This window comes from Butyrivibrio fibrisolvens (assembly GCF_037113525.1).
Classification (GTDB): Bacteria; Bacillota; Clostridia; order Lachnospirales; family Lachnospiraceae; genus Butyrivibrio; species Butyrivibrio fibrisolvens.
In genome coordinates this window covers 2,356,162-2,382,105 of the sequence record NZ_CP146963.1, presented here as the reverse complement: position 1 = coordinate 2,382,105, position 25,944 = coordinate 2,356,162, and the positions used below count along the sequence as shown (strand labels likewise).

23 protein-coding genes and 1 pseudogene are annotated in these 25,944 nt (G+C 37.3%); 17 read left to right on the top strand and 7 right to left on the bottom strand.

Features of this window, described 5'->3' with window-relative positions; all coding sequences use genetic code 11:
- Positions 1 to 104: 104 nt before the first annotated feature.
- From nadD to rsfS, 3 genes are read left to right on the top strand one after another with little or no spacing between them, the layout of a single operon-like run.
- Positions 105 to 767, top strand: coding sequence for a nicotinate-nucleotide adenylyltransferase (nadD, locus tag WAA20_RS09920; protein ID WP_073387850.1), 663 nt, complete (start codon positions 105 to 107; stop codon positions 765 to 767).
- A 16-nt stretch (positions 768 to 783) separates the two neighbouring features.
- Positions 784 to 1,380 carry a bis(5'-nucleosyl)-tetraphosphatase (symmetrical) YqeK gene (yqeK, locus tag WAA20_RS09915; RefSeq protein WP_073387852.1) on the top strand — a complete coding sequence of 199 codons (597 nt, stop codon included), beginning with the start codon at positions 784 to 786 and terminating at the stop codon, positions 1,378 to 1,380.
- 26 nt (positions 1,381 to 1,406) lie between these two features.
- Positions 1,407 to 1,739, top strand: a complete 333-nt coding sequence (gene rsfS, locus WAA20_RS09910) for a ribosome silencing factor (protein ID WP_073387879.1) — start codon at positions 1,407 to 1,409, stop codon at positions 1,737 to 1,739.
- Between the two features lie 382 nt (positions 1,740 to 2,121).
- On the opposite strand, the gene WAA20_RS09905 is transcribed toward rsfS, so the two are convergent.
- Positions 2,122 to 3,252, bottom strand: a complete 1,131-nt coding sequence (locus WAA20_RS09905; RefSeq protein WP_073387853.1) for a tyrosine-type recombinase/integrase — start codon at positions 3,250 to 3,252, stop codon at positions 2,122 to 2,124.
- Positions 3,253 to 3,526: 274 nt separating this feature from the next.
- Here WAA20_RS09905 and WAA20_RS09900 point away from each other — a divergent pair, with 274 nt between their 5' ends.
- The gene (locus tag WAA20_RS09900) at positions 3,527 to 4,753 is read left to right on the top strand and encodes an ATP-binding protein (protein WP_073387855.1); all 1,227 of its coding nucleotides are present in this window, start codon (positions 3,527 to 3,529) and stop codon (positions 4,751 to 4,753) included.
- Here the strand turns inward: WAA20_RS09900 and WAA20_RS09895 are convergent.
- On the bottom strand, positions 4,748 to 5,827 hold the full coding sequence (locus WAA20_RS09895; RefSeq protein WP_338800863.1) for a diguanylate cyclase: 1,080 nt from the start codon (positions 5,825 to 5,827) through the stop codon (positions 4,748 to 4,750). The two genes, WAA20_RS09900 and WAA20_RS09895, sit on opposite strands and share 6 nt — an antisense overlap.
- 168 nt (positions 5,828 to 5,995) lie before the next feature.
- Between WAA20_RS09895 and WAA20_RS09890 the strand changes: the two genes are divergently transcribed.
- From WAA20_RS09890 to WAA20_RS09845, 10 genes are all read left to right on the top strand, one after another.
- The gene (locus tag WAA20_RS09890) at positions 5,996 to 6,295 is read left to right on the top strand and encodes an STAS domain-containing protein (protein ID WP_073387858.1); all 300 of its coding nucleotides are present in this window, start codon (positions 5,996 to 5,998) and stop codon (positions 6,293 to 6,295) included.
- A 27-nt stretch (positions 6,296 to 6,322) separates the two neighbouring features.
- Complete coding sequence (locus tag WAA20_RS09885) at positions 6,323 to 8,389, top strand: MFS transporter (RefSeq protein ID WP_073387859.1); 2,067 nt, start codon at positions 6,323 to 6,325, stop codon at positions 8,387 to 8,389.
- Positions 8,390 to 8,498: 109 nt separating this feature from the next.
- Positions 8,499 to 9,437, top strand: a complete 939-nt coding sequence (locus WAA20_RS09880) for an ATP-grasp domain-containing protein (protein WP_073387861.1) — start codon at positions 8,499 to 8,501, stop codon at positions 9,435 to 9,437.
- 115 nt (positions 9,438 to 9,552) lie between these two features.
- Positions 9,553 to 11,676 (top strand): SpoIIE family protein phosphatase, encoded by a 2,124-nt coding sequence (locus tag WAA20_RS09875; RefSeq protein WP_073387862.1) that lies wholly within the window; start codon positions 9,553 to 9,555, stop codon positions 11,674 to 11,676.
- Positions 11,677 to 12,007: 331 nt separating this feature from the next.
- A complete protein-coding gene (locus WAA20_RS09870; protein WP_073387864.1) occupies positions 12,008 to 12,916 on the top strand; it encodes a hypothetical protein in 909 nt (302 codons plus the stop codon).
- A gap of 194 nt (positions 12,917 to 13,110) precedes the next feature.
- Complete coding sequence (locus WAA20_RS09865) at positions 13,111 to 15,234, top strand: WG repeat-containing protein (protein WP_073387865.1); 2,124 nt, start codon at positions 13,111 to 13,113, stop codon at positions 15,232 to 15,234.
- A complete protein-coding gene (locus WAA20_RS09860) occupies positions 15,231 to 15,818 on the top strand; it encodes a hypothetical protein (protein ID WP_073387867.1) in 588 nt (195 codons plus the stop codon). The genes WAA20_RS09865 and WAA20_RS09860 overlap by 4 nt, the downstream gene beginning before the upstream one ends.
- A gap of 445 nt (positions 15,819 to 16,263) precedes the next feature.
- Positions 16,264 to 17,058 (top strand): transporter substrate-binding domain-containing protein, encoded by a 795-nt coding sequence (locus WAA20_RS09855; protein WP_073387870.1) that lies wholly within the window; start codon positions 16,264 to 16,266, stop codon positions 17,056 to 17,058.
- Between the two features lie 13 nt (positions 17,059 to 17,071).
- On the top strand, positions 17,072 to 17,728 hold the full coding sequence (locus WAA20_RS09850; protein WP_073387871.1) for an amino acid ABC transporter permease: 657 nt from the start codon (positions 17,072 to 17,074) through the stop codon (positions 17,726 to 17,728).
- 148 nt (positions 17,729 to 17,876) lie between these two features.
- A complete protein-coding gene (locus WAA20_RS09845; RefSeq protein WP_073387873.1) occupies positions 17,877 to 18,629 on the top strand; it encodes an amino acid ABC transporter ATP-binding protein in 753 nt (250 codons plus the stop codon).
- A gap of 137 nt (positions 18,630 to 18,766) precedes the next feature.
- On the opposite strand, the gene WAA20_RS09840 is transcribed toward WAA20_RS09845, so the two are convergent.
- Together WAA20_RS09840 and WAA20_RS09835 are read right to left on the bottom strand one after the other, a co-directional pair.
- Positions 18,767 to 19,855, bottom strand: a complete 1,089-nt coding sequence (locus WAA20_RS09840) for a GGDEF domain-containing protein (protein ID WP_167562716.1) — start codon at positions 19,853 to 19,855, stop codon at positions 18,767 to 18,769.
- A gap of 221 nt (positions 19,856 to 20,076) precedes the next feature.
- Positions 20,077 to 20,601 (bottom strand): hypothetical protein, encoded by a 525-nt coding sequence (locus tag WAA20_RS09835; RefSeq protein WP_073387876.1) that lies wholly within the window; start codon positions 20,599 to 20,601, stop codon positions 20,077 to 20,079.
- A 334-nt stretch (positions 20,602 to 20,935) separates the two neighbouring features.
- Here WAA20_RS09835 and WAA20_RS21065 point away from each other — a divergent pair.
- The 3 genes and pseudogenes from WAA20_RS21065 to WAA20_RS09825 form a co-directional block, all read left to right on the top strand.
- Positions 20,936 to 21,061: pseudogene (locus WAA20_RS21065) on the top strand (helix-turn-helix domain-containing protein); the annotation flags it as partial.
- A gap of 180 nt (positions 21,062 to 21,241) precedes the next feature.
- The gene (locus WAA20_RS09830) at positions 21,242 to 22,246 is read left to right on the top strand and encodes an IS30 family transposase (protein ID WP_242951176.1); all 1,005 of its coding nucleotides are present in this window, start codon (positions 21,242 to 21,244) and stop codon (positions 22,244 to 22,246) included.
- 443 nt (positions 22,247 to 22,689) lie between these two features.
- Positions 22,690 to 23,979 carry an IS30 family transposase gene (locus tag WAA20_RS09825; RefSeq protein WP_139263702.1) on the top strand — a complete coding sequence of 430 codons (1,290 nt, stop codon included), beginning with the start codon at positions 22,690 to 22,692 and terminating at the stop codon, positions 23,977 to 23,979.
- Positions 23,980 to 24,418: 439 nt separating this feature from the next.
- Here the strand turns inward: WAA20_RS09825 and WAA20_RS09820 are convergent, their stop codons facing one another.
- The 3 genes from WAA20_RS09820 to WAA20_RS09810 form a co-directional block, all read right to left on the bottom strand.
- Entirely contained in the window at positions 24,419 to 24,856 is a 438-nt protein-coding gene (locus WAA20_RS09820) for a hypothetical protein (protein ID WP_073389802.1), read from the bottom strand.
- 103 nt (positions 24,857 to 24,959) lie between these two features.
- Positions 24,960 to 25,244 carry a hypothetical protein gene (locus WAA20_RS09815; protein WP_073389800.1) on the bottom strand — a complete coding sequence of 95 codons (285 nt, stop codon included), beginning with the start codon at positions 25,242 to 25,244 and terminating at the stop codon, positions 24,960 to 24,962.
- Positions 25,245 to 25,558: 314 nt separating this feature from the next.
- Positions 25,559 to 25,942: a hypothetical protein gene (locus tag WAA20_RS09810; protein WP_073389799.1), complete on the bottom strand. Its 384-nt coding sequence runs from the start codon at positions 25,940 to 25,942 to the stop codon at positions 25,559 to 25,561.
- Positions 25,943 to 25,944: the final 2 nt, after the last annotated feature.

The window sequence follows — 25,944 nt, the reverse complement described above, 5'->3', positions numbered from 1 at the left end:
CATTGTGCTACAATTGTAATGTAGACATGGAGGTTGCTTAAAAACACTGTAAATGTGCCATGTTCTATTTTTACAAAAAGTGAATTTTGAAAAGGGAGACTTTCATGGAAAAAAGACGTATTGGAATTATAGGTGGTACCTTTAACCCTATTCATTATGCTCATTTATTTGTTGCAGAATGTGCACGCGAGCAGTTTAAACTTGACCGCGTTATCTTCATCCCAAGCGGTGAATCTTATTTCAAAAGAGGTCAGGACATCCCAAGTGGCGAGATCAGGTATCAGCTTGTAAAGAAAGCTACTGAGGATAACCCTTTCTTCAAAGTATCAAGAATAGAAATTGACAGACCGGGTGATACCTATACGATAGAGACTCTTGAGCAGCTTTCTGAGATGTATCCGGGTGATGAACTGTATTTTATAGTTGGTGCCGATACTCTCAATCAGATTGATAAATGGGTCCGTTTCGAAGATGTACTCAGAGCCTGCACCATACTTGCAGCAGTTCGTGATGATACAGATGAGGACAATCTCCAAAATCGTATCAAAGAGCTCACTCAGATGGTTCCTGAAGCTAAGATTGAATCCATCAGAATGGGTAGGATCGAGATCTCCTCAACTATGATCAGGGAAAGAGTTAAGGCAGATAAGTCTATCAAGTACCTTCTTCCTGAAAGCTGTATCGAATATATCGCATTAAAGGGACTCTACAGCGACAACGGAAGTACAGAAGAAGATATTATGGAAGCACCGGACAAGATCGTTTGACGAAAGGTTTCGCGCAATGAAGATTATTGAAGCTTCTCAGAAGTACCGTATTGAGATGGAGAAGGTTCTTAAAAAGGACAGATTTGATCATACACTTGGAGTTGCCTATACCGCAGCCAATATGGCTTTTGTGTTTGATGAAGACATAGAAAAGGCTATAATCGCAGGAATGCTCCATGACTGTGCCAAGTGTATTCCACACAGCGAGCAGATTGAGATCTGCAAAAAGTATGGCGTAGAGCTAACAGACGTAGAGATGAGAAATCAAAAGCTTATCCACGCTAAAGCCGGTATGTGTCTTGCAAGATACAAGTATGATATCGAGGACCAGTATATACTTGATGCCATCAGATATCACACAACCGGAAGACCGGATATGACCAGGCTTGATAAGATCATCTTTACAGCTGATTTTATAGAGCCCAACAGACGGATGCTTAAGGATATGGATGTTATAAGAAAAGAAGCCCTGTCAGACCTTGACGAGGCCGTATACCATATCTTAAAGAATTCCCTTGATTATCTGGGCGGTCAGGACGATGAAATGGATCCTATGACGATCCAAACCTATGAATTCTATAAAAACAAGTTACAGAAAGGTGAACAGATTTGAGTAATATTACAGAAAAGTCAAAAGAAATGGCAAGACTTGCTATCAAGGCACTTGAAGATACAAAAGCAGTAGATGTTAGAGCGCTTGATATCAGTGAAGTATCAGTTATGGCTGATCTTTTCATCATTGCAAGCGGCTCAAGCACCAAGCAGGTTAAGGCTCTTGGTGATCACGTAGACGAAGCTCTTGGAAGAGCTGGCTACGAAGCAAAGGATATTGAAGGCTATGAAGGCGCTAAGTGGATCCTTATGGACTACGGCGATATCATCATCCACATCTTCGACGAAGAGAACAGAAAGTTCTACGATCTCGAAAGAATCTGGAGAGACGGCCAGCAGATCGAAACATCTGAGTTATGATTAGACGCCCCCTTGCTACAGCAAGGGGGTTTTGTTATATAGAATTGCGGGGGCTTTGTGCATTCCAGTGGGTGGCAGTTAATAAATGATTTGAGTGTCGTGAAAATTATATAAAATTCACCGACATAGAAATACATCCATGTATTTCTAAACATGTCTAGTTACGTCCTGTAACTAGGCATGATATCTGGAATGATATATTCCGGGATTTATAAACTCGCTTCGCTCAGACAGATAAATCCCAAACAGAATATATCATTCCATCTATCAAGCTCTTGAATTTAATATAATTTTCAAAGACACTCAAATCATTTATTAACTGCCACCCACTGGAATGTTCAAAGTTATCGTGTAATTTTATATATGCAAAATTTCAGTTGATTTAGAGATCGAAGATGTCGTTGTGTTTGGAGTTATCTTCGTAATTATCACTATCTTCGGTACTATCAGTGTTTCGCAAGTGCACCATCTTGGCAGCGTGGCGTCTGTTGGCGTCGCTTTGAGCTGCATAATGTTTACGGGTGGTGTTTACGTCTTTGTGGCCTAAGACGTCTGCTACAAGGTAGATGTCACCGGTTTCGTTATAGAGGTTAGTGCCGAAGGTACTACGGAGTTTATGAGGGGTAATCTTTTTAAGAGTAGTAACGTTTGAGGCATATTTTTTAACCAGATTCTCAACAGCTCTTACGGTGATCCTGCGGTTCTGCAAAGAGAGGAACAGTGCTTCTTCGTGGCCTGAGTTAGCGACGATGAGATTACGCTGTGACAAGTAAGCTTTCAAGGCTTCCTCAACTTCCTCACCAAAATAAACGATAGATTCATTACCGCCTTTTCGGTGGATTCGTATACCGTTAGTATTAAAATCTATATCTTCGATATCAAGGCCTACGCACTCAGATACACGGATTCCGGTTCCTAGAAGGAGAGTAACGATGGCTGTGTCACGTACCTTAGTCTTATCATGGAATTTTTTCTGGGCTTTAGTGAGTTTGTTGCCGTCTTCAACAACGTCCAGCATCTGTTTAACTTCATTGGGCTCAAGTCTTATGATTGCCTTTTCGTGAGATTTTGGTGTGTTAATCTTGGATGGAGCGTTGGTCTGGATTCTGTCTGTTTTGAAGAAGTAGTTGTACATAGATCTTATGGCAGCGATTTTTCTTTTTTTGCCATTTTCTGTATTAGAGAATTCCTTGCCGTTCTTGTCGTACAAAGATACGTATTCAAGGTATTCTTCAAGATCATCTCTGGTGATCATATCAAGGACTTCGATCTTGAAATCATTGATATCAATCTTATTAAGGACTGAATTAGTTTCATGAAGGAATTCAAAGAAGATCCTTATGTCATAAGCATATCCAAGTCTTGTTCTGACAGCTGTATTTTCTGCGATAGATCTAAAGTATGCCTTACAAAACTCAGGCAGAGTCGCAAGAACCTCCCTGAATTTTTGTATATTTTCCTTATCCATTTCCTGGTAATATTTCAGATTATCTGAAGCGATATTATTCTGCATTAGATTCCCCCTGCAAATAAAAAAACGAACGTCCATGTAGAAAACTTTAGCGATTAAAGATAAATCGCAAATCCTTTATATAATATTTTAACACAAGAATAGTTCGTGATATGATATATATATAATCGCATTAACGATATTTTTATGTGGCTATTACTCAGACTTCATACATTTAAAAATAACTAAAATCTAGAAGATTCCTGAGGATGGCAGTTGATAAATGATTTTTGGGTCTTTGAAAATTATATTAAATTAAGGAGCTTTGCACGTGAATATGAATAACAGTGTTGAAGCCTTAAAAAGAGAAAATGAAGAGCTAAAGAACCAGCTTGACGAGATCAAGCACCAAAATCTTGTCCAGCAGGAATTCATCTCGCGAATGTCCCACGATATTCGTTCGCCTCTTAATGCCATAATCGGATTTGCAACTCTTATAAAGAACCATTCTTTTAATGCACAGAAGGTCCATGATCAGGCTGGGAAGATCCTTAAATCCAGTGATTATATGCTTGATATCATCCAGGACGTTCTTGATCTTAATAAGATCGAATCCGGAACCATAAAGCTTAAAAATGATGTCTTTGACTTGGATCAGTGCATAAATGACATTAAAGAGATGATCATGTCTCAGGTACATTCAAAGAATCAAAGGTTTTCTGTAAATATAGATCAGCTACAAAACAAAACAGTCTGTGCAGATGAAAACTATATCAAACAAATACTTCTGAATCTTTTGTCCAATTCATGTAAATATACGGATAATGGCGGCGATATTACACTTACTGTTAAGGACAAAGAATCGTCAAAATGCGGATTTGTAGATGTTACTTTTGAAGTAAGTGACAATGGACGTGGAATGTCTGAGGAGTTTCAGAAAACTCTTTTCACACCATTTAAAAGAGAGCAGCAAAGCGGTATCGCTGATCCCGGCGGTACAGGGCTGGGACTTGCTCTTATCAAAAACATGATAGAAATGATGGAGGGAACCATTACTTTTGAAAGTAGTCTTGGTGTTGGCACGACTTTTACGGCAATGATCCCTATGATGCTGACAGGCGAGGTTTCATGCGGACTTGATGAAAGGCCTGTTGTATTAGAATCGCCTCCCTATAAAGGGATCTTAAAAGGGCTTAATATCCTGGCTGCAGAAGATAACGATCTTAACAGGGAGCTTTTATCCGAGATACTTGTTGATCTGGGAGCCAAAGTCATAGTAGAGCCTGATGGCAGAAAACTTGTAGACAGGTTCCTGAATGAGCCAGAAAACACTTATGATCTGATTCTTATGGACATTATGATGCCTGATGTAGATGGATATGAGGCGACGAGGCTCATTAGAAACAGTAATAGAGAGGGAGATAAAAAGATCCCGATCATAGCAATGACGGGTAATGCCTTTGAAGAAGATATACAGAAAGCGCTTAAGGCAGGTATGAATGCGCATATTACCAAGCCTTATAATGTTGATGCCATTGAAAAGGCTGTAGCCAAAGTTTTATGAACTGTGATTGCGCATTGACTTTATCGTATTAAGCTTTTCATCGGCTTCTTTGATAAGCTTGAATATTTCTTCTTTGTTATGGATTATGCCTGATGCAACGCCGAAGTTGACTTTTACAGGTTCATCTATATTTTCGATCCTGGTAACTGACAATTTTTTCTCCCAAAGTGCCAGCCTGTCCCGGAATGTATCTTCAGTAAGATTGATAGCGACTATCAGGAATTCGTCGCCTCCATAGCGGTAACAGTCTTTTTTTCTGAATACATCAAGAAGAGCCGATGCAGTTGCTTTGAGAACTTCATCGCCTTTGATATGACCATACTTTTCATTAAATACCTTGAAATGATCGATATCTGACATTGCGATCTGACATCTTACTGGATTTTCAATATTCGGAATATTATCAAGCGCATATCTGTTCATAAGACCTGTAAGCTGGTCCTGAGAAGACTTTAGTGCAAATTCTTCAGCCATAACTTTGGCTGTGTAGGTCGAAGATGCAAAATTAAGCACTCTATAGAAACTGATCTGACTCGCCACGAGAATTATGAGCATATAGATAATGACATTAGGCACTATTACGCCTTTTGCACCATCATAGTTATATAAGATCGCATAGAAAATAGAATGTTCCACCAGGATGAAAATAAGCTGGAACAGCGGAGTTATATGAATAAAGCTGATAAGACAGACGGTAACTGCATAAAATATGATGATCTGTCTTCCGGCAATATAATTCATATATGATACAAACATTGCAAAACAAGTCATGGCAGTAATGGTGAACACTGCTATGATAACAGCGATATTATGTCCTTTGATCCTTTTTTTCAAAAACAGATCCGTACTAATAGCTGTTATAAGATTAATGACAATAATTGCTGTAAGTATGATCACTGTAAGATCAAAGTTTAAATAGTCTACATTATGAAAAAGTAAATGGATCAAAGAAACACTTTCAATGGCAACAGTAAGAAGGCTCATGACCCTTAAAGATGCCATGTTGCTATGATCAAACAGATTATAGATCTCTTCATTTCTTTCAGGAAAGAGAACATTTTTGATTTTTTTCAAAATATTCATTTGTTATCCTTTTCTTTGTGAAAAGATCTTTTTCCGAAAACTTGTGCTATCTTGAAAATGAAACTTTACATATGTTTATTTCGGTCTGATTGTTCTTCAAATTTAGCCGATATACTAGTTAAGGCAATTAATATTTCATATTGATTGAAGGAGGAAAAGATGCTGGATATTAATGCGACAAATGATGGTGGAAAGATGAATGTAACTCTCGATGGAAGAATTGATACCACGACAGCTCCACAGCTTGAGGCAGTTCTTAAGGAAAAACTTGGAAATTCTACAGAGCTTACCTTTGATATGACAAATGTAGAGTATATTTCTTCCGCAGGCCTCAGAGTTTTGCTTTCAGCTCAGAAGGCTATGAACAAGCAGGGCAAAATGTATATCAAAAATGTATGTGATGCTGTTAAAGACATTTTTGAGGTAACAGGATTTTCAGATATTCTCAATATAATTTAAATCACTAATTTTCAAAATGCGCATAATATGAATAAGATCAGAGCCTATTTATTTGCCGGATCAGCATTTACAATAATACTGGTTGCCGTATTTTTGTGGGTTCTTAATTTTAATGAACCTTCAGAATATACGTCAGTACCCTTCAGTATTCTTATCGTTCTGACAGCTATAGCAGTCCTTGCTATGGCTATTTTCTGTGCAAAGGGACCTGTTTTCAACATTGAAGGACAGCTGGAAGCTGCTAACATCAATGCCATGCTCATAACTGTTCTTGTCATTATTCAGGTGGCTTTTTTCTTTGAAATATTATCTGTTCGTAATCAGATGATCAATTATCAGACATATACTGAGATCAGAAATAATATTACTCGAATTGAAAAAATCTCAGAAAATGAGCTTGATAGAAGCCTTCCCCATATTTTAAATGATACGATAACGGATATCATGATACTTGATGAGGATATGAATGTTGTTCATTCATCTGATGCATCCCTCATCGGCACGAAAGCTACTTATGATGTTTATGATGAACATACTTATCCTTTCAGCAAAGGAAGAAGTATAAGCTTTATCGTAAACTATGATCATAATATCAGCGTGATAAAAAGCATTGCGCTTAATCTTATCACGGTTTTGATCACATCTGTTTTTTTCTCAGTTGAGATGGTTCTTTTGATCCTGCAGATCATCAAAAGAAATATGCAAAAGAGCTTTGATCAGGGAGCTCCGTCAGAAGTTAAAGCCGATGATTCAGACGGCATGATCTCATCTTTATATTACATAAGGCAGATTTCATTTTTGTTTTACTTTGCATCAAGGCTGTCATCCGCCTTTATTCCCACCATGGCCAAAGAGCTCATTAATCCCATCTCATTTATTTCAGCCAACGCAGCGGCAGGCCTTCCTCAGTCGGCAGAGACCCTTCTTACATGCTCGGCCATTTTTATCACGACCATTATCCTTGAGAAAAAAGGCTGGAAGCTCCCCTTTATATCAGGTCTTATACTGGTAGCTTTAGGCACCTTCCTTTCAGCTATATCAGGGAATCTTGTGATGTTTATCCTTTCAAGAGCTGTAGTTGGCCTTGGATACGGGCTTTGCTGGATGACGCTTAGAAATCTGTCTTTGTTTGGCAAAGATTCAAAACAGCAGCTTCTTGGCTTTGCCCTCTTGAATGCAGGTATTTACGCAGGTATGAACTGCGGTTCAGCTCTTGGCGCCATACTGGCAGATATATTCGGCTACAGAATCGTATTTTATATTTCTGCAGTTCTTACGATCACGACATCTCTATTCATAATCAAGCTTGAAAACGCTGTTCTGCCACATAAGGAAGCTGATATTAATGATGTATCTAAAGAACTGGAAGCTAAAGACTTTAGTGATTCAGCTGAAATAATTGCTAATGAAGAAGCAATTACAACTAAAGAAGCAATCTCAACTAAAGAAGCAATCTCAATTAAAGAAAAGATCTCGATTAAAGAAAAGATCTCAATTAAAGAAGGTTCTCTTGGATTTTCTGACAAGCTTCAGGCAATCATATTCGTAATCCTTATGATAGCTCCTGCAAGTATAGCAGCATCTTATCTTAGTTATTACCTTCCGTTATATTTCCAGAGCATAGGCGGAAGTACCACCGATGTAGGAAGAGCGCAGCTTATATACGGAATGATAATAGTATATGCAGGTCCGTTGCTTTCTGTGCTTCTTGCAGGTAACGGAAGATCTTTAAAGAAAATAAATGTTGTTTACAGCGTGATGATCGCAATATCTTTGTTCCTTCCTGGCATTGGATCAGGCTTTATCCTAGCTTTTGCAGGCGCAGGCCTGCTTGGACTTGCCGACAGTTTTGGCTTTGGCGTTCAGAACAATTATTATCTTGATCTTCCTGCAATTAAAAAGCTTGGCGCATCAAAGTCTCTATCTGTCCTTTCTTTTACCAAAAAGATGCTCGAGATGATTGGACCATTTGTATTTGCATTTGCCATCGTGATTGGCTATCAGGCAGGAATCAGGGTGCTGGGAATAATATTCCTTTGTGCAGCGATTATGTTCATGATAATCGGAAATGTCAGTAGTGCAAACAGAAGATAAAGTTAAGGTTCTACGTAGCTTTATGAAGCTAATACATATTAGATCATGATCATATAAAAGATAGTACAGATCAAGTAATGGTCAAATATTTTTTTAATAGAGGCACAGTATGAATGTAAGTATTGTATACGGCGGAACTTCCGAAGAGAGGTTCGCTTCTGCGAAAAATGCTCACGATATAGCTGACGCCCTTAATTCACGCGGCTATAACACGAAGCTCATAGAATTTGGTCATGACATAATGGCGACCATAAAGGCTGCCGACACCGATGTCGTTTTTGTCTGCACTCAGGGCAAGGGCCACGGCGATGGCACGCTTCAAGGGATGCTGGAACACGAGAACATTCCCTACACAGGAAGCGGCCTTCGAGCAGCGAGCCTTATTAACGACAAGATACTGTGCAAATCGCTTTTTGATAAATATAACATCAGAACTCCCAAGTGGGAGATTTTGGAAAAAGAAGACTACGACAACAAAAACTTTGATTTTGCCGCATTTGGATACCCCTTTGTAGCCAAAGCCCCCACACAAGGCGGAAGCTTCGGAATTGCCCTGATACAAAACGAAGGCGAACTTTCAAAGATTGATGACATCTTCAAATACGACGATCCGATCCTTTTGGAAAAATACGTAAAAGGTAAATTTTATACAGCAGGTATATATGAAAGTAAAGGCGAGATCATCTCTCTTCCTGTAGTAGAAGGCCAGGACCTTGACCTTAATAAATCTGATCCGGATGCCCCTGAGCTAATTGTTTTTACCGGCAACTACGATGCGACTGCTGCAAGACTGGATAAGGATACAGAAGATGAAATATTAAGAGTAGCTCGAAAAGTCTGGAACATCACCTATGCAAGAGGCCTTGCAAGAGTGGATTTTATGGTGTCCAATGAAGACTCAAAGCCCTACGTACTTGAAATAAATGCAGTTCCCGGCCTTAAACGATATTCACTAATGCCCAAAGAAGCTGAGATTATGGGCATTGCCTACGAAGATTTTATTGAAGAGATATTACTTACAGCCCTGAACCAGCACCAAGATAGATAATCAGATATCTGTATATCTGAAGTCAGAATATAGACAATCAGACATCAGGATATCTAAAGATATATTGTCAGATAATCAATATCGAAGATAACAGCCTCAAATCAGGAGGACTCCTATGTTTAAGAATATGAAGATCAGTATCAAGATTCTCCTCGTAATAATGGTAATGTCCCTTGGATCACTACTTATCATATTTGGAGCATCAGCCTATTTCATGAATTCCATGGTCGACGAATTCGAACAGACCAACATAACACTTGGCCTTAATTCGTCTACAATTGCCAAGGAGTCCTTGCTTGATCAGGCCAATAATTATCTTGTAATGATCGTTGAAAAGCAGGCCCAGGCCGCTAACGAGAAGTTTTACTCTGTTAACAGAATAGTTACTGAGTCAGCTGAATATACCAGCAGTCTGTATACTGATTCTTCCAATTTTGTGGGAAATGATATTCCTGCCCCTGACGAAACAGTTATGGGAGAAGCTTCTTCTAAGTATTTCCTTGTTAAAGGTATTGAAGAAACGCCTGAAATTCAAAAAGAAGTCCTGATATTGTCTAATTGCGAATATATGTTTGCACCATTTCTTGAAAATACTGAAATACTCAATAACATATATATTGGCACCCAAAGCGGTATTTCCTACAGATATTCAAGATCCAATCAGTTCAATCCTGATTACGACCCAAGAGCACGTGACTGGTATATAGAAGCAATGAATGCTCCCGGTACTTTGGTATGGCTTCCGACATATCTTGATTCTTATGGCAATACTTGTATTACAGCAGCTATGACCTATGATGATGCAAGTGGCAATAGAGCAGGAGTTGTTGCATCTGATGTTGCCCTCCAGGATCTGATCGATGATGTCATGTCCATGAAAGTAGGCGATACAGGCGCATGTTTTATCCTTGATGATAATTACAACTTTATAGCTCATAAGGATATGGATGAAGCGTCTTTTGACCCGGATATCAATAATCATTTTGATAATGATGACTTTATAAAGGCTCTTTCCGGTAAAACAAGCGGAATCGTAGAAACTGTCTATGAAGATGAAAATAGCTATGTTGCTTTTTCCAAACTTGAAGAGACAGGATGGATATTCTGCGCAAGTATAAATACTTCAGAAGTAACCCTTCCTGCAGATCATGCCAAGGAGCAAAGCGACATGATGACAGCCACGTCACAGGAAGAAATGCAAAAGCGCCTCTTTGATATCAATAAGCTTTTCATCATATATTTTGCAGTAATCGGTATCATCCTGATCATGGTATCCTTCGCAGTATCAGGAACCATCACACGTCCGATGCAGGCACTTGCCAAAAACGTTAAGGCTATCGGTAAAGGTAACTTCGACATAAAAATTCCCGTTGAAAGCGGCGACGAAGTCGGACAGCTTGCAGAAAGATTTAATGAAATGCAAGATGACCTTAAGACTTACATGGAAGACGTAAAATATGCTACTGCAGAAAAAGAAAGGATCGGTACGGAGCTTAACGTCGCAACCCAGATCCAGGCAAGTATGCTGCCATCTATTTTCCCTGTTTATTCAGAAAAAGCTGAATATAAGATATACGCGACCATGCATCCTGCAAAGGAAGTCGGCGGTGACTTCTATGATTTCTTCTATGTTGATGAAGATCACCTTGCCATGGTAGTAGCTGACGTATCCGGTAAGGGCGTACCCGCAGCTCTTTTCATGGTGATCGGTAAGACTTTGATCAAAGACCATACGAAGCCCGATACTGATCCGTCCAGCATCTTTGAAGAAGTTAACTCAATCCTGTGCGAATCCAACGAAGGCGGCATGTTCATTACTGCATACGAAGCTGTTATAGACCTAAGAACAGGCGAAGTCAGATACGCCAACGCAGGCCATGAGCACCCGTTTATCATGCACAAAGGCGAAGATGGCAAGTATGTCTATGAGGAAATGAAGATCAAGGCAGGCTTTGTCCTTGCAGGAATGGAAGATATGGTCTATAAGACAGGTTCCTTCAAAATGGAACCCGGAGATCGCCTGTATCAGTACACTGACGGCGTCACAGAAGCTACAAACGCTGATAATGAGCTGTACGGCATGAATAGACTCACTGACTTCCTTAATAACAATATCGACAAGGATCCTGAAAATCTGCTGCCAGCAATAAGAGCAGATATAGACGAATTTGTTGCTGGAGCACCGCAGTTTGATGATATAACCATGCTGAGCTTTGAATTTTGTAAGTATAAGGAGTGATTAGTCTCACTGAACATTTGATTTTGAAAGTATGAAGGTTATTAGCTTTATGAAAATACTTGATTGTCTGTTTCTCATTTCAAAAATATACGAAGTATAAGTAATTTTGATCGATTCTATAATTGCTCTTGTTATGTGCTTTCGTTCATTATTTATGTCTATTAAACAATGTTATAAGTAATATTGATGGATATACTAGCTTTTTGGCACATGTTTTTGTACATTTTATGACATTTGTTTGCCCCAAACACCGTTCTTTGTTGTATAATGTTTGCATATCGTTTTTTCGATTTGGGTTACTCTAAAAAAAGAGAAGGGAAGATTTGGGGGAATGAATGATTATATTTACTGGCACCTGCCAGGGTTTAGTGTGTTCAGAGACCTGAACAGTACTCTTATTGATGTTATGAAGGAATATCCGGATTGCTTCTACGATAATTACCGTGTTGGTAGTGTTTACGGCACATTCCCGGGAGCAATATGGAATGGTGGCAGAACTGTTCTTGGCTTTTGCCCCAAAAACGAGATTGAAAATATCATCAAGCTCTATAATTCTAAAAATGTTCCGGTCCGCTTCACCTGGACCAATCCGCTTATCGAAGAAAAACATCTTGATGACACCTTCTGCAATCTGATCATGCACATTGCTGACAATGGCAAGAATCAGGTTCTTGTTAACACGCAGATCCTGGAAGGTTATCTTAGAAAGAACTATCCAAATTTTAAATTCATTTCATCTACAACAAAGAGAATCACTGATCCAGAAAAGCTCTATTCAGAGCTTAACAAAGACTATTTTATGGTCGTTCTTGATTATGACATGAATCATAACGAAGACGTACTCAAACAGCTCGAACCCATGGCAGACAGAGTAGAAATACTCGTCGACGAGATCTGCTTCCCAAACTGTCCCAAGCGTCTCGAGCATTACCGCGACGAAGCTTTGAAGCAGCTCCAATACGAAGTTGCCAGACCCTTTCCATGTCCCAACAGACAGGAAAAGAAGACCTTCGAAGACTGCAAGAATAAGCCCGCCTTTATCTCCAAGGAACAGATGAATGATTACATAAAGCGAGGCTTCCGCAACTTCAAATTAGTCGGCCGCGGCCTTCCTCAGTCCGTAGTCCTTGACTCCTACATGTACTTCCTTGTAAAGGAGGACAGCCAGAGCTTTATAAGGGACAAGATTACTAAGAGACTTACATTTATAGCTCAACAAAGACAGAAATTAAGAAGATAAGAACAACAGAAGACAAGAGACGATGGGTAAGCGTTTTGCCCCATCGTCTTTTTGATTTTCTATCTCTATCTGTTTGTCAGGCAAATTTTTGTAATACATTAGCCTATTTCTCCGGATTTATCTTCGATTTGCCATAATCATCTATTTAAGGTAGAATTAACAAGCTAAAATTTTTATGTTATTGGGGAATAACAATGTCAACGTATGAAAAAAGGTTAAAAGAAGATCTAAAAATTCTAGGGGGATTCTTAATTGCTGCAGTAATAATCTCTGCAATTTTCATCTACCTAAATTCCTGCAACAAAGGACCAACCAGATATGTTCTGGATACAGAAGGGAATATTATTTGTTCTCATAAGAGTACAGAACCATTGGATATTCATAACAATAATACAGTAACGTACACATATACTAATAATTGGAGCGAGAGAAGCAAATTTTATAATAGACAGAGCGGAATCTATAACTTTGAGACTAACAAAGATTCAGATACTTTAACTCCTGATAACTTAACTACTGATAATTATATTAGTTCCTTTTGGTGGGATTTTTTCTATAATTCACCTAAAGATTTTGCAATAAATTCAATTTATGAAATGATGTATCACAGTGTTCCCTACACACACACAAACTATTCTTGCACTCTTAATAATGGTGATGTTTATTTATTGGATCATAGAAGCTATTACACAAAATATGGGATTGCTAATAAATTTGGCATTTGGGTAGATAAGCCTGATTACGACTATTTAGATACTTCCTATATAGATAAGGGCTTACTGTTTGTTACAACAAGTACTGATCTTAAGGGTGTGATGAATCTTGAATATAAATGGATAATAGAACCAAATTTCTCTAGAATCAGCATCGACAATAATGATACTTATATTCAAGTTATGAAAAAAAAAGACGGAACCGACTGCTATGGTGCGTATGATTTTGATGGACATGTAATTTTAGATGCGGATTACTCTTATATTCACGATTTTGGTAGCTTGTTATATTTTGACAAGAAAGATAATGGCAGACATTATTGCGGTATATGCGATTTAAATGGAAACATAATACTTGAGCCATCTTACGAAGATATAGATATAGATGAAAGTTCTGAAAGAATTATTACTGAAGATAGCGATGGTAATTATATGCTTTTAGATTTTTCAGGCAACGATGTTTTGGGAGAAAGCTTCAAGTATATAGAGTGTTTAAAACAATCATTTGTTAGCAATATACCTTCTTTCTTTATTATTCAAGACAACAATGGAAAGTATTATATCTGCGATAAAGATGGTAATAAATTAGCGGATTCACAATATGATTATTTAGATTCATGGGTGTCTAGTGATGATTACATTATTGCTGAGATAGATGGCAAAAGAGGTCTAATAGACCGCTTAGGAAACATTTATATCAATTTTGAATATAAAGAAATAATAAGAAACTATAATACAAACAATGAAAGTGAAGATAATTGCATTGTTATTACAGAAGATGACTGCGTTGGGATAGTTGATTACGATAATAAAACAGTCATAAATCCTCAAAAATATAAGCTATCTGAAATCGATGAAAATTCTGATTATTATTATGCATACGATGCAGATATCATGTTTTTTCCATATGATATCAATAATTGGGTCATATTATCATCTAATAGTGAGCCTGTAGAAATTAAATGTGACTATCTGGAATATTTAGGAAGCGGCATTTTTAAAGCTTGCAAATATCATGATCAATATTGCGATAGTGTCATAGATTACAAAGGTCAGTTTATATGTGAATTGCGTCAACATGACTCTGATGTTAGTGTCTCTACTTTTAATGAAAAGCCACTAATTGCCATCATTAGCGGTTGCTACGGATCAATATTTTATGACGGATCAAAAGTATTAGATATTGATGATTATAGTTACCACTGCATATCAAATTCAAATGGTACAGTACTATTTTGGACAACAGCTGAAGCTAAAGTATACAGCGCAGATGGAGAATATCTTGGAATAATAGAAGATCCTGACGAAGGCCAAAAAAGTTTACTTGTTGTAAAAGATGAATCAACTGGTCTGTATGGTCTTGTTGGTAAAAATGGAGAACTGTTACTAGATTATGAGTATAAATATATTGAAACTTCATGCATTGTTAATAGCAGCCATGATAATAAATCAGAACTTGTTGCTGTTGTAAAAAACAAAAAAGGCAAATATGGCATTTTTGATGCCAATGGAAACTGGATATATGAACCACAGTTTGACTGGGTATCATTAGGAAATGGATTTATTCAGGTTACACTGCGATGGGGTCAAAAGGTTAAGAAATGAAGCTGATTAATTTTATTGATAACAAGATACTTAAATATATACCAAAAATATATGCTTTCTATATTCCACTTAGCTTTGCTTTATTTATATTTGGTAGCATCACAGGAATAGGTCATGTGTTTTTTGGATACATTATGGATTTGGTGAAAATATGCGTAATATTGCTGTTTTCCTACTATGTTCTAAAAAAATATGATTTAGAAGATGCTTATAATAATCCAAGTAAATACTTTTTATTTTTCACAGGCTTTTGTTTTCTGGAATTTGTTTTTACGATCTGTTTACACGGAAAAATAGATTATGGTAGTACGTTACTAACATATATATACCTGTTTTTCTTTGTAGCAGAGTTTGTATCTGAAAATATTGCAATACAAAAATTGGATTCTGCATTTGACGATAACGAAAACAAAACATGGACTCTATTAAATTCTACAATTGCTGTTTTCTTTATAATTGAGATAGTAGTGCATGGATTTGGTCTTTTAATAATCTTAGGCCTTTTATGTTTCTTCAGAGAACTAATACGAATTCACTGCATACTAGATTTTGAAAGGCCAGTCAATATGGAGGCAGAAAGTTAAGAAATGACCAAGTATATACCTAAAATATACGCAATCTATATTCCGATAAGTATTGCTATCTTTGCATACTTAATCCTTGCAGAAATAGGACATCCCTTTTGGATATACATCTTGGATCTGTTGAAGATCTGTATAATACTAATGTTTTCCAATTATGTTTTACAGAACTATAAATCAGAATATCATAATACAAATCCAAGTATTTCATGACAGATATAAGAAATAGAGATGTGAAAAGAGCATATATATTATGAACATGTTCATATAAAATGAGTAAGACACAGCTTGTTTAATTTAGCAGGCTGTGTCTTTTTATGCATACGTAGAGCTTCAGAAATAGCATTCTTTGACCAAATGAAAATAGAGTATTGCCAACTATGCTTTAGTATGGTAGAGTGGTAAAAGATTATCACATTAAAAACACCCCTGGAGGAAAATTAATATTATGAAGAAAAAACTTATGGCTTCTTTACTTGCACTTACTATGGTTATTGGCATGACTGCATGTGGAAATACGAAGAAGAGCGCAGAAAGCGACGTTGAATATATCAAGAATAAAGGAACCCTTATCGTAGGAATCACAGATTTTGCTCCTATGGATTACAAGGATGAAAACGGTAACTGGATCGGTTTTGATGCTGATATGGCCAAAAAGGTTGGCGAATCTCTTGGCGTAGAAGTTGAATTCGTAGAGATCGACTGGGACAACAAGATCCTTGAGCTTGAGAATAAGTCAATTGACGTTGTTTGGAACGGAATGACTCTTACAAGCGAAGTTACAAGCGCTATGGAATGTACAAACGCATATCTTAACAACGCGCAGGTAGTTGTAGTTCCAAATGCTGATGCAGATTCTTATAAGACTGTAGACGATGTTAAGGGACTTAGCTTTGCAGTTGAGTCAGGATCTGCCGGTGAACAGGCAGCTATTGATAACGGTTTTGACTACACATCTGTTACATCTCAGGCAGATGCTGTAATGGAAGTTGCAGCAGGAACATCCGGAGCCTGCATCATCGACCTTCTCATGGCTGGAGCTATGGTTGGCGCCGGCACAAGCTATACAGATCTTACACACACAGTAGAACTTACAACTGAAGAATATGGTATCGGTTGCCGCAAAGGTTCAGACCTTGCAGCATATATAAACGACCAGCTCAAAGCTTATTATGCAGATGGCTCTATGCAGGAAGTTGCTAAGACATACGGCGTACAGGATGCGCTTGTAGAGCAGAAATAAGGAGCAGGTATCCATGTTCTATACAGTAACTTTATCCCTTTTAGAGGGCTTTTTAGGGACTATCAAGTTATTTGCACTTACACTTGTTTTTTCCCTTCCTCTTGGCCTTTTTATCTGCTTTGGATCAATGAGCAAGGCCGCTATAATCAAATATCCCGTAAGATTTATCATATGGATAATCCGTGGAACGCCGCTTATGCTGCAGCTCCTTGTCATGTATTATGGCCCTGGAATATTCCTTGGAATAAATGTATGGGGCACAAGCACAACAGGTAGATTCATTGCAGCCCTTGTGGCATTCGTTATCAACTACGCATGCTATTTCTCAGAAATATACAGAGGCGGCATCCAGTCTATTCCTGCAGGCCAGTATGAAGCCGGTCAGGTCCTTGGTATGACCAAGAAGCAGATCTTCTTTAAAGTTATCCTTCTTCAGGTTATAAAGAGAATCGTTCCGCCTATTTCAAACGAGGTCATCACTCTTGTAAAAGATACATCTCTTGCCAGAGTAATCGCCGTATATGAGATCATCTGGAATGGACAGGCCTTTATCAAGAGTAGTGGTATAATCTGGCCGTTATTCTACACAGGCGCTTTCTACCTTATATTCAGCGGACTTCTGACATGCCTGTTTGGATATATTGAAAAGAAGCTGAGCTATTTCAAATAATGATAGTTATTTCAGAAATAATCTATTACCCAAACTACTTGAAGCAAAATCATAAAATAAACATTCAAATAAAACCAGTTAGTTCATAAAAACCTAACGGCAATATATATGAAATCAACATAATTCATAATAGGAATCCAATAACAATATGCCAATTTTAGAAGTTAGAGATTTAAAAAAGAAATTTGATAATACACAGATCTTAAAGGGAATAAGCTTTGATCTTGAGGATGGACAGGTCATATCCATAATAGGATCTTCAGGAAGCGGTAAAACGACCCTCCTTAGATGCCTCAATTTCCTTGAGACTGCTGATGCTGGGACGATCACTGTTAAGGGAAAGCAGCTCTTTGATGGCGCAAAACCTGTAACAAATGCCGAGGAACTTAGAAGAAACAGACTTCACTTCGGCCTTGTTTTCCAGCAGTTCAACCTTTTCCCTCAGTATACAGCACTTGAAAATGTAACTCTTGCGCCGCTCCTTAACGCTGATAACAGTCAGAAGGTTCAGATCATAAAGCATGGCAAAGAGCTTCTTGATCAGATGGGCCTTTCAGACCGCATGGATAATTATCCACACCAGCTTTCAGGCGGACAGCAGCAAAGAGTTGCTATAGCAAGAGCACTTGCCCTTAAGCCTGATATACTGTGCTTTGACGAGCCTACATCAGCACTAGATCCTGAGCTTACAGGAGAAGTTCTCAAAGTAATCCGTAATCTTGCAGACCAGAAGACAACCATGATCATCGTAACTCACGAGATGTCTTTTGCCAGAGACGTGGCTGATATAGCCATATTCATGGATGATGGAGTTATAGTAGAAAAAGGTCCTGCAAAAGACCTCATAGAGAATCCGAAAGAGGAGAGGACCAGACAATTTTTATCAGGTCTTTCCAAATAAAATAGATTTCTATTTCGTGATCAAGAATGCAACTTAGAATTTTGATTTTATAGTAATAACGTTTTGTATTATAAAATGCCCCGGGTAATTGTTATTACCTGAGGCGCATTTTATTTAGGGCGCGATTATTTACGCAATTATTTATCTTCAGATGAAGTATGTCTTACAGATTTTATGCTATATAGCTTATCATCAGCTTTTTTAATAAGAGCAAGGAGATCATCTTTGGAATATACAATTCCGCAAGCAATGCCATAGCTTATTCTTATTGGTGTATCGATTCCTTCAACCCCCGTTTCCATAACTTTCTTTTCCCATTCAGACATTCTCTGTTTAAATGTAACTTCGGTAAGCTTTGTAGTCATGACAAGGAACTCATCGCCGCCATAACGGAAGCAGTCTTTTTTCCTGAATATCTCAAGGAGATTAGAGGCAGCCATTTTAATGACTTCATCGCCTTTTAGATGTCCGTACTTATCATTGTAAGTCTTAAACAGGTCAATATCAGTCATTGCAACGCAGAAGGTTAAGCCCTTTTTGATCTTGATAGAATCAAGTGCGAATCTGTTCATGAGACCTGTGAGCTGATCTTCAGATGATTTTATATAGAAATCTTCAGCACGTTGTCTGGCCTCGTAGGTCGCAATAACCGAATCATTTTTCCGGTGATAACTAACAACACATAAGATCAAAACTACTATGAGATAAGAAAATGCGTTTATAAATACAATATTTTTGGCTCCGTCAACGGAATATAACATGGAATACAGAAGGATAAATTCAAAAATCAATAGCACCATATGATATAAAGGCGTTATCTGAAGGAAAGATATAATACTGACATTGGCTACAAACAAAACCAGAATCTGCCTGCCCACCTTATAGTTAGTATAAGAAGTATACATACTAAAAAAGGATATGATTATTATGAACATGAGCACGATAAACACAGACAACTTATGTCCATGAATTTTGCCCTTAATAAAAAGATCAGCCAACGTAGCTAATATAACACACGAAAAGACAACTGTTATATTGACTGCTGTAGTAAGATTAAAGTATAGATTTTCGCGATATATGATCAGATAACGCAGCATTACAAGGCTTTCTACAATAGCTGTAAAAATGCTCATAGCCTTAATGCTGGACATATTGGCCATATCAACAATATCATTTATTTCTTTTGGATTCTTTGGTAAAACTAATGACCAAAATTTTTTCAACATATCCATATAGTCCCAGTTCCTTTTTGCAAAAGCGCATTGGTAGTTGGTGGATATTAAATCTATAAAAACAGAAGAGTAAGGTTCAAATCAAACTTAGTCACTACTATATATCGGATAATAATCTAAAAAATCTTATGACAAAAAAGAGCGATGGTTATGCGGTCTTGCATAGCCATCGCTAAGTATTATAGATAATATAGAAAATTACAATGTAGTTAAAATCAGTCTAAGATTTCATTTACATCATAAATCGTTTCTTCGTCCCAATAAAGGTATATTTCACCATTTTCGTCAGTGTCATAGCCCCAGCCATGATATACACAATGAACGCCTGAAAACATAAAGTTCTTGTATTCATAGAAATTCATCTCAGGATCCATAAAGCCTAAATTGTGACTAGCAATAAGTTTATGTCCATCCATTTCAATAACATCTTCTTTAAGTGGAACAACTTCTATAATTTCAATAGCTAAAATATAGGGAAGAATTGGCATACATATTATAAGTAAGCCCAACAAAAACACAGATGCAATTCCTAATTGTACTTTTTGGTCTTCGGTTTTAGATGCTTTCTGTATAAGTCCTGCAACAAATGTAAGACCAGTGGTCACAACCCATATAACATTGATCCAGGCTCTGAATTGTAAGCCAAAGAAGGCTAAGAATACACGAATGAAAAAATATCCTGCCACTAGGAAAGCAAATGTTTTAAGTAAGTTTTCAAAGGGTTTTTTTAAAGTTTTCATGTAATTCAGTATAACACAAGAGCATAATATAAACAGAAAAAAATATTATAAAATCAAGAGTTACAAGATAAGTGAACACTTGATTGTGCTCAAAGCCAGCACTGGTGCGGATTCACGCGACCCCGGGTCAAAGTTGGCAACATTTCGTAAAACACGCGTTTTGCGAATAGTTAAAGATACAGGAAAACACCTTTTGATAATTGAATCTCCTAGTGCACTATTGCAGGACTTAATGCACACATATGCAGTTACCTTTGCATTATGTGTGTTTTTTATGTGATAATTTGCCTATGTCCTGCAGGTTGATTACTTTCTTTATGGGAGGTAGTCAACAATGTCGCAATATAAACACCTTACATTCCAAGAACGCATTTGTATTGAGGAGTTACTTGAAAAAAAGTTTTCTATCAATATGATTGCAAAGAAACTCAAGAAATCAAGATCAACTATTGCAAGGGAAATTCAGAGAAATCGATATCAGGTATCTGAAGCTCGATCAAAGATCCATCTATGTATACATGAAAAAAGCTGCGAACGTACACATGTATGTGGTGATGAATCATGTAACAGAACATGCGCTCATTGTGTTGGGATTTGTCATACAGATAAATGTAAAGATTTTACCCCACAACAGTGTCATTTGATAGTCAACTCACCTTTTGTTTGTAATGGCTGTGACAGGCTTGATATAGGTATTGGTCATGACGCATGTCGCTATATTAAGTTCAAGTATCATGCCAAACGTGCCCAGCTTTTATACGAGGATACTCTAAAGAATTCTCGTACAGGAATATCTTATTCTCCTTCTGAACTCGCAGATATCGACAATCTGGTATCTCCTCTTCTGCTTAACGGGCAATCCATATCCACCGTATTCTATAATCATGCAAATGAGCTACCATGCTGCGAAAGGACACTCTATAACCTGGTTAACGGATGCTATCTTACAGCTAGAAACATTGACTTACCAAGAAAGGTCAAATTTAAAACCAGATATAAGCATGGAAACGGTCGAAATCATGATATTTTTACCTTTGACAGAACATATGCTGATTTCAAGAGCTTTATAGCAGAAAATCCAGATGTACCAATCTGTGAAATGGATACAGTGATTGGAACCAATGAGAAAGGCTCCGTTCTACTTACATTGATGTTAAGGAATTGCCACCTGATGATTGCCTTATTGCTTCCAAACAAGTCTCAGGCAAGCGTTATCAATGCGTTAAACGATCTATGTGATCAGGTAGGAATAGATGTATTTAAAAAGATATTCGGGGTCATAATCACAGACAGAGGCACAGAATTCTCTAATCCTTTAGCTTTGGAATGTGATCGATATGGGGAAATCAAAACAAAAGTATACTATTGCGATTCTTATTGTTCCTGGCAGAAAGGAATGATCGAGAAAAACCATGAGTTCATCAGATATGTTATACCCAAAGGGACAAGCTTTTCCGGACTGACCCAAGCGGATATAACACTCATGATGAACCACATCAACAATTATCCAAGAGCTTCGTTAAACAACTGTACGCCATTCGCACTGGCGGAAATGCTAGTTGATAAGAAGCTCCTGGAAACGCTCCATTATCACAAAATCATGCCGGATAGCGTGATATTGAAGCCTTCATTGTTAAAAAAGTAATTCACTAAAAATTATAACAGAAAAATCAATCTGCAGGACTAAGTGCATATTTTCTTTAAAACATCGAGAAGTGACCGCTTAGTTATGCAAAAAAATGGTCAGTTCTCTGATTATAATGTCCAAAAATAAAAAAAGCCGCATAAAACCTGACATTAATAAGTACTACAAACTCAGATTTTATGCGGTAACCTTTACATTTATACTTAGATCAAAAAAATGTGCACCTAAATTTTCAAATGACGAGGAAAACACCTTTGAAAACACCTACTAATATTCTATTTTAAACGCAACAATCCTACAGTAAACGCAACAAAAAGAACTACTGTTGCATTTACTGTAGGATTTCTTTTATTCTTATGATAAATATGTATTTCGGATGATGGTCCTTGGTGTTCATATGATGATCTAGATTATATGAAAGGCAGGTGAAGAAAATGTCTCATATGACATTAGATGACCGTGTATCCATCCAAGAAGGTCTTGATAATAATCTTTCTCCCAGTGCAATTTCCAAAAAAATAGGCAAAGCTCGTTCTACAGTTATTCGGGAAATAACTAAACGTAGAGCTTACAAAGGCAAGCGTTACCCAGGTGCAAAGCCACCCTGTGTACGAAAAAAAGACTGCGTAGTGTTTGGCTTATGCAATAACAAGCGATGTAGCAGCCCCTGCAGAAATTGTCATGCATGCAAAGATATATGTCCTGAATATTTTCCAAATGAGTGTGAAAGGCTTAGCAAATCACCGCATGTATGTAATGGATGCATTAAAGCTCCTTCTTGTAACTATGACAGATATTATTACTATGCTTCATATGCCCATAATTCGTATCAGGACATACTGATAAGCACTAGGGAAGGAATTAATCAGGATCCCGAGTCTCTCCAGTTATTGGATGATATTATCTCCCCTCTCATAAGAAAAGGCCAGTCTCTTTCTCATATATTTGCCAATCACGCTGATGAAATTGGCTGCAGCCGAAGTACTGTTTACAGATATTTAAATGATTCCGTACTTACGGCAAGAAATATTGATTTGCCTAGACGAGTCAAATATAAGGCGCGTAAGACTTCAAATGGTAATAAGCTGACCAAAGAAGAAAAGCTTATGGTTTTATCTAGAAGCTATGAACGCTTCAAGAAATATATGGAACAGAACCCTGATACGGAGGTTGTTGAAATGGATACCGTTGTTGGGCCAATATCTACCAGCAAAGTATTACTTACTCTCCTGTTCAGATCATGCAATCTCATGCTTGTTTTCCTTTTGAAGCAAAAGACTCAGAAGGAGGTTATCTATGCATTAAACTGGCTTTGTGATGAACTAGGAATAGAGTTATTTAAACAGTTATTCCCTGTCATACTAACGGATCGTGGAACGGAATTCTTAAATCCTGAAGCAATTGAATGCGACCGATATGGGGAAATCAAAACAAAGCTGTTCTATTGTGATCCACAATGTGCCTGGCAGAAAGGTGCACTGGAAAAGAACCACGAATTCATAAGGTATATCGTTCCTAAAGGCACTTCCTTTGATGATTTGACTCAGGCCGATATCACTCTGATAACCAATCACATAAATAGCCTCGCACGTGATAAATATCATGGAAAAACGCCGTATCAGTTATCAAAAGTATTAATTGACAACAGGCTCCATGAAATCATGAAGCTTGTTGAAATAAAGCCGGATGAAGTTTTTCTCAAGCCTGCGCTCATCAAAAGACAGCGTAGATAGTTCATCCGTATCCATCTATTAGTTCCAGCTAATAAATGGACTCTTTTGATTATCATATGTCACGTCTCATTCGAAATGCAACAAATAATAATACTAGATTGATGTGTTGCATTTAGTGTGAGAATTTAGATGCCAGACATCTTTTTGTGATGTCTATAATTGAGAATAATCGATGATATAAATAAAAACAACGAGAACCAATATCCGATAAACACTGGTTTTCGTTGCTTTTAGTATAAGAATCATTTATATCAGAATTTGTTGCGTTGACCTTGAAATTTTAGCCTTTGAAAACACCTTCCCTATCCTCCAAAGGCTCATCTGTACTGCATTTCGGGGCGTTTAATGAAGATTTTTTAGACTAATGATTGTTTCATTCAAATATAGATCTATGCCAGAATCGGTATTCTTTACAGGAATCAGGACCTCAGAATCTACATTAAAACCTGCTATGATCTAAATTCACCTGTGTAACGCCGCTTCTGATTAGATGTAAATCTTTACCGTTGATGGTTGTATACATCTCATCGCCGTTCAAATATAAATAACACATACATGTCATTTCACCTGCAGCTTCATAATAAACAATATTTCCACGTTCTAAACTGAAGCTGTCTTCGTTGTAACACAGATCAGCAATAATACGCTTATAATCATTTTCTTTATCAGAAAAAGACATGCAAAGATTATTTCTGTCGTCTACATACCAGTTAATCTCTTCATTTTCGCTGTCAGAGATCCAGGTGCCAAGGAGCTTCTCTTTTATCTGATCATAATCGCTTGCGGGTCTGTTATTATATAAAAAAATGGCTATCACAGCTACTAAAACAACTGCAATAATGCCTGCAATAATCTTTATTTTCCTTGCTATATTCATAATAAATCCCCCATATTCCCCCAATAATAGTCTTCTTCAGTAATATTCTAGCATAAAAAAATGACCCGGATTAAATCCTGAGTCATTTCTAATTCAAATATTATTATCTTCTTGTCTTGGATCTGGTCTTTATTCCATTAGGATCTCTTCTAATCTGAACGTGACCATAACCTTTCATCTTTTCAGACATCTGACTGTATATTACGTCATAATATTCAAGCTGTTTGTCAGACAGATACTCGTACTCTTCAAGTTCTTTAAAACGTCTTTTAAAATGCTGGAACTCTTCCTGAGCTGCATCCTTATAGTTGTTGTTAATGTACATTTCACAGGATGCTAAAATGCCCTCTAATTCCTTGTGTTTTTTAGGTCCCCCAAAAATGCCCATGTTTCCTCCCAAAACTATGAAATAGAATTTTATTGGCCTTTTTGCCTACCGAATCACTCTTCTATTCAAACCGCGATAAAAAGCGGATTTTGGACTTCTCAAAAAGTCATACCTACGTATTATAGCGTGTTGATATGAATTATTCAATAATTTGTATCACTTTTCACAAAATTGTTAGAAACTTTCTGTGAAATACTCGTTTTTTAATGTATAATTCCGCATCAGAGCTAATAAAAAGGGCTTTAGCGAAAAAAGCTAAAGCCCTAAATAAAATTACATATTAAGTTTTATATGAACATGTTCATATAATTCAATTATTTAGTTCCCTTTACAGACTTCATATAAGCTAAATAAGCAAGAAATCCAAATACAACAATATATACAAGTGAAGACCAGCTAAAGTAACCATATTTGAAAATGTCTACAAGCTCATCGATAAGAGATTCTGCAACTCTAAGTCCTAATGCAATTGCGATCATTAAGAAGTTCTCTGTTCCAAGAAGCATAAAGAAGAAAAGATAGAAAAATACTCTTACTACAGAAATAAACCAGCCTAATGAAACTCCAGGGATGCTGCTAACAATCAGGAGCGCTCCACAAACGAATGTTGCAGGAAGTGCAAATGCCTGAATTGGTGCAAGAAATTTGTTGTTGCTGAAATAAGCGTTGAGAGATTTACATACGTTTTCGAAACCCATTT

Excerpts from the sequence above, each read along its gene's own strand:
- WAA20_RS09810 (WP_073389799.1), bottom strand. The coding sequence starts at position 25,942 with ATGGGTTTCGAAAACGTATGTAAATCTCTCAACGCTTATTTCAGCAAC.
- WAA20_RS09875 (WP_073387862.1), top strand. The coding sequence starts at position 9,553 with ATGTTTAAGAATATGAAGATCAGTATCAAGATTCTCCTCGTAATAATG.
- WAA20_RS09885 (WP_073387859.1), top strand. The coding sequence starts at position 6,323 with ATGAATAAGATCAGAGCCTATTTATTTGCCGGATCAGCATTTACAATA.
- nadD (WP_073387850.1), top strand. The coding sequence starts at position 105 with ATGGAAAAAAGACGTATTGGAATTATAGGTGGTACCTTTAACCCTATT.
- WAA20_RS09880 (WP_073387861.1), top strand. The coding sequence starts at position 8,499 with ATGAATGTAAGTATTGTATACGGCGGAACTTCCGAAGAGAGGTTCGCT.
- WAA20_RS09845 (WP_073387873.1), top strand. The coding sequence starts at position 17,877 with ATGCCAATTTTAGAAGTTAGAGATTTAAAAAAGAAATTTGATAATACA.
- WAA20_RS09865 (WP_073387865.1), top strand. The coding sequence starts at position 13,111 with ATGTCAACGTATGAAAAAAGGTTAAAAGAAGATCTAAAAATTCTAGGG.
- WAA20_RS09890 (WP_073387858.1), top strand. The coding sequence starts at position 5,996 with ATGCTGGATATTAATGCGACAAATGATGGTGGAAAGATGAATGTAACT.
- WAA20_RS09870 (WP_073387864.1), top strand. The coding sequence starts at position 12,008 with ATGAATGATTATATTTACTGGCACCTGCCAGGGTTTAGTGTGTTCAGA.
- WAA20_RS09860 (WP_073387867.1), top strand. The coding sequence starts at position 15,231 with ATGAAGCTGATTAATTTTATTGATAACAAGATACTTAAATATATACCA.
- WAA20_RS09905 (WP_073387853.1), bottom strand. The coding sequence starts at position 3,252 with ATGCAGAATAATATCGCTTCAGATAATCTGAAATATTACCAGGAAATG.
- WAA20_RS09815 (WP_073389800.1), bottom strand. The coding sequence starts at position 25,244 with ATGGGCATTTTTGGGGGACCTAAAAAACACAAGGAATTAGAGGGCATT.
- WAA20_RS09850 (WP_073387871.1), top strand. The coding sequence starts at position 17,072 with ATGTTCTATACAGTAACTTTATCCCTTTTAGAGGGCTTTTTAGGGACT.
- WAA20_RS09900 (WP_073387855.1), top strand. The coding sequence starts at position 3,527 with ATGAATAACAGTGTTGAAGCCTTAAAAAGAGAAAATGAAGAGCTAAAG.
- WAA20_RS09820 (WP_073389802.1), bottom strand. The coding sequence starts at position 24,856 with ATGAATATAGCAAGGAAAATAAAGATTATTGCAGGCATTATTGCAGTT.
- WAA20_RS09835 (WP_073387876.1), bottom strand. The coding sequence starts at position 20,601 with ATGAAAACTTTAAAAAAACCCTTTGAAAACTTACTTAAAACATTTGCT.
- rsfS (WP_073387879.1), top strand. The coding sequence starts at position 1,407 with ATGGCAAGACTTGCTATCAAGGCACTTGAAGATACAAAAGCAGTAGAT.
- WAA20_RS09825 (WP_139263702.1), top strand. The coding sequence starts at position 22,690 with ATGACATTAGATGACCGTGTATCCATCCAAGAAGGTCTTGATAATAAT.
- WAA20_RS09855 (WP_073387870.1), top strand. The coding sequence starts at position 16,264 with ATGAAGAAAAAACTTATGGCTTCTTTACTTGCACTTACTATGGTTATT.
- WAA20_RS09840 (WP_167562716.1), bottom strand. The coding sequence starts at position 19,855 with ATGTTGAAAAAATTTTGGTCATTAGTTTTACCAAAGAATCCAAAAGAA.
- yqeK (WP_073387852.1), top strand. The coding sequence starts at position 784 with ATGAAGATTATTGAAGCTTCTCAGAAGTACCGTATTGAGATGGAGAAG.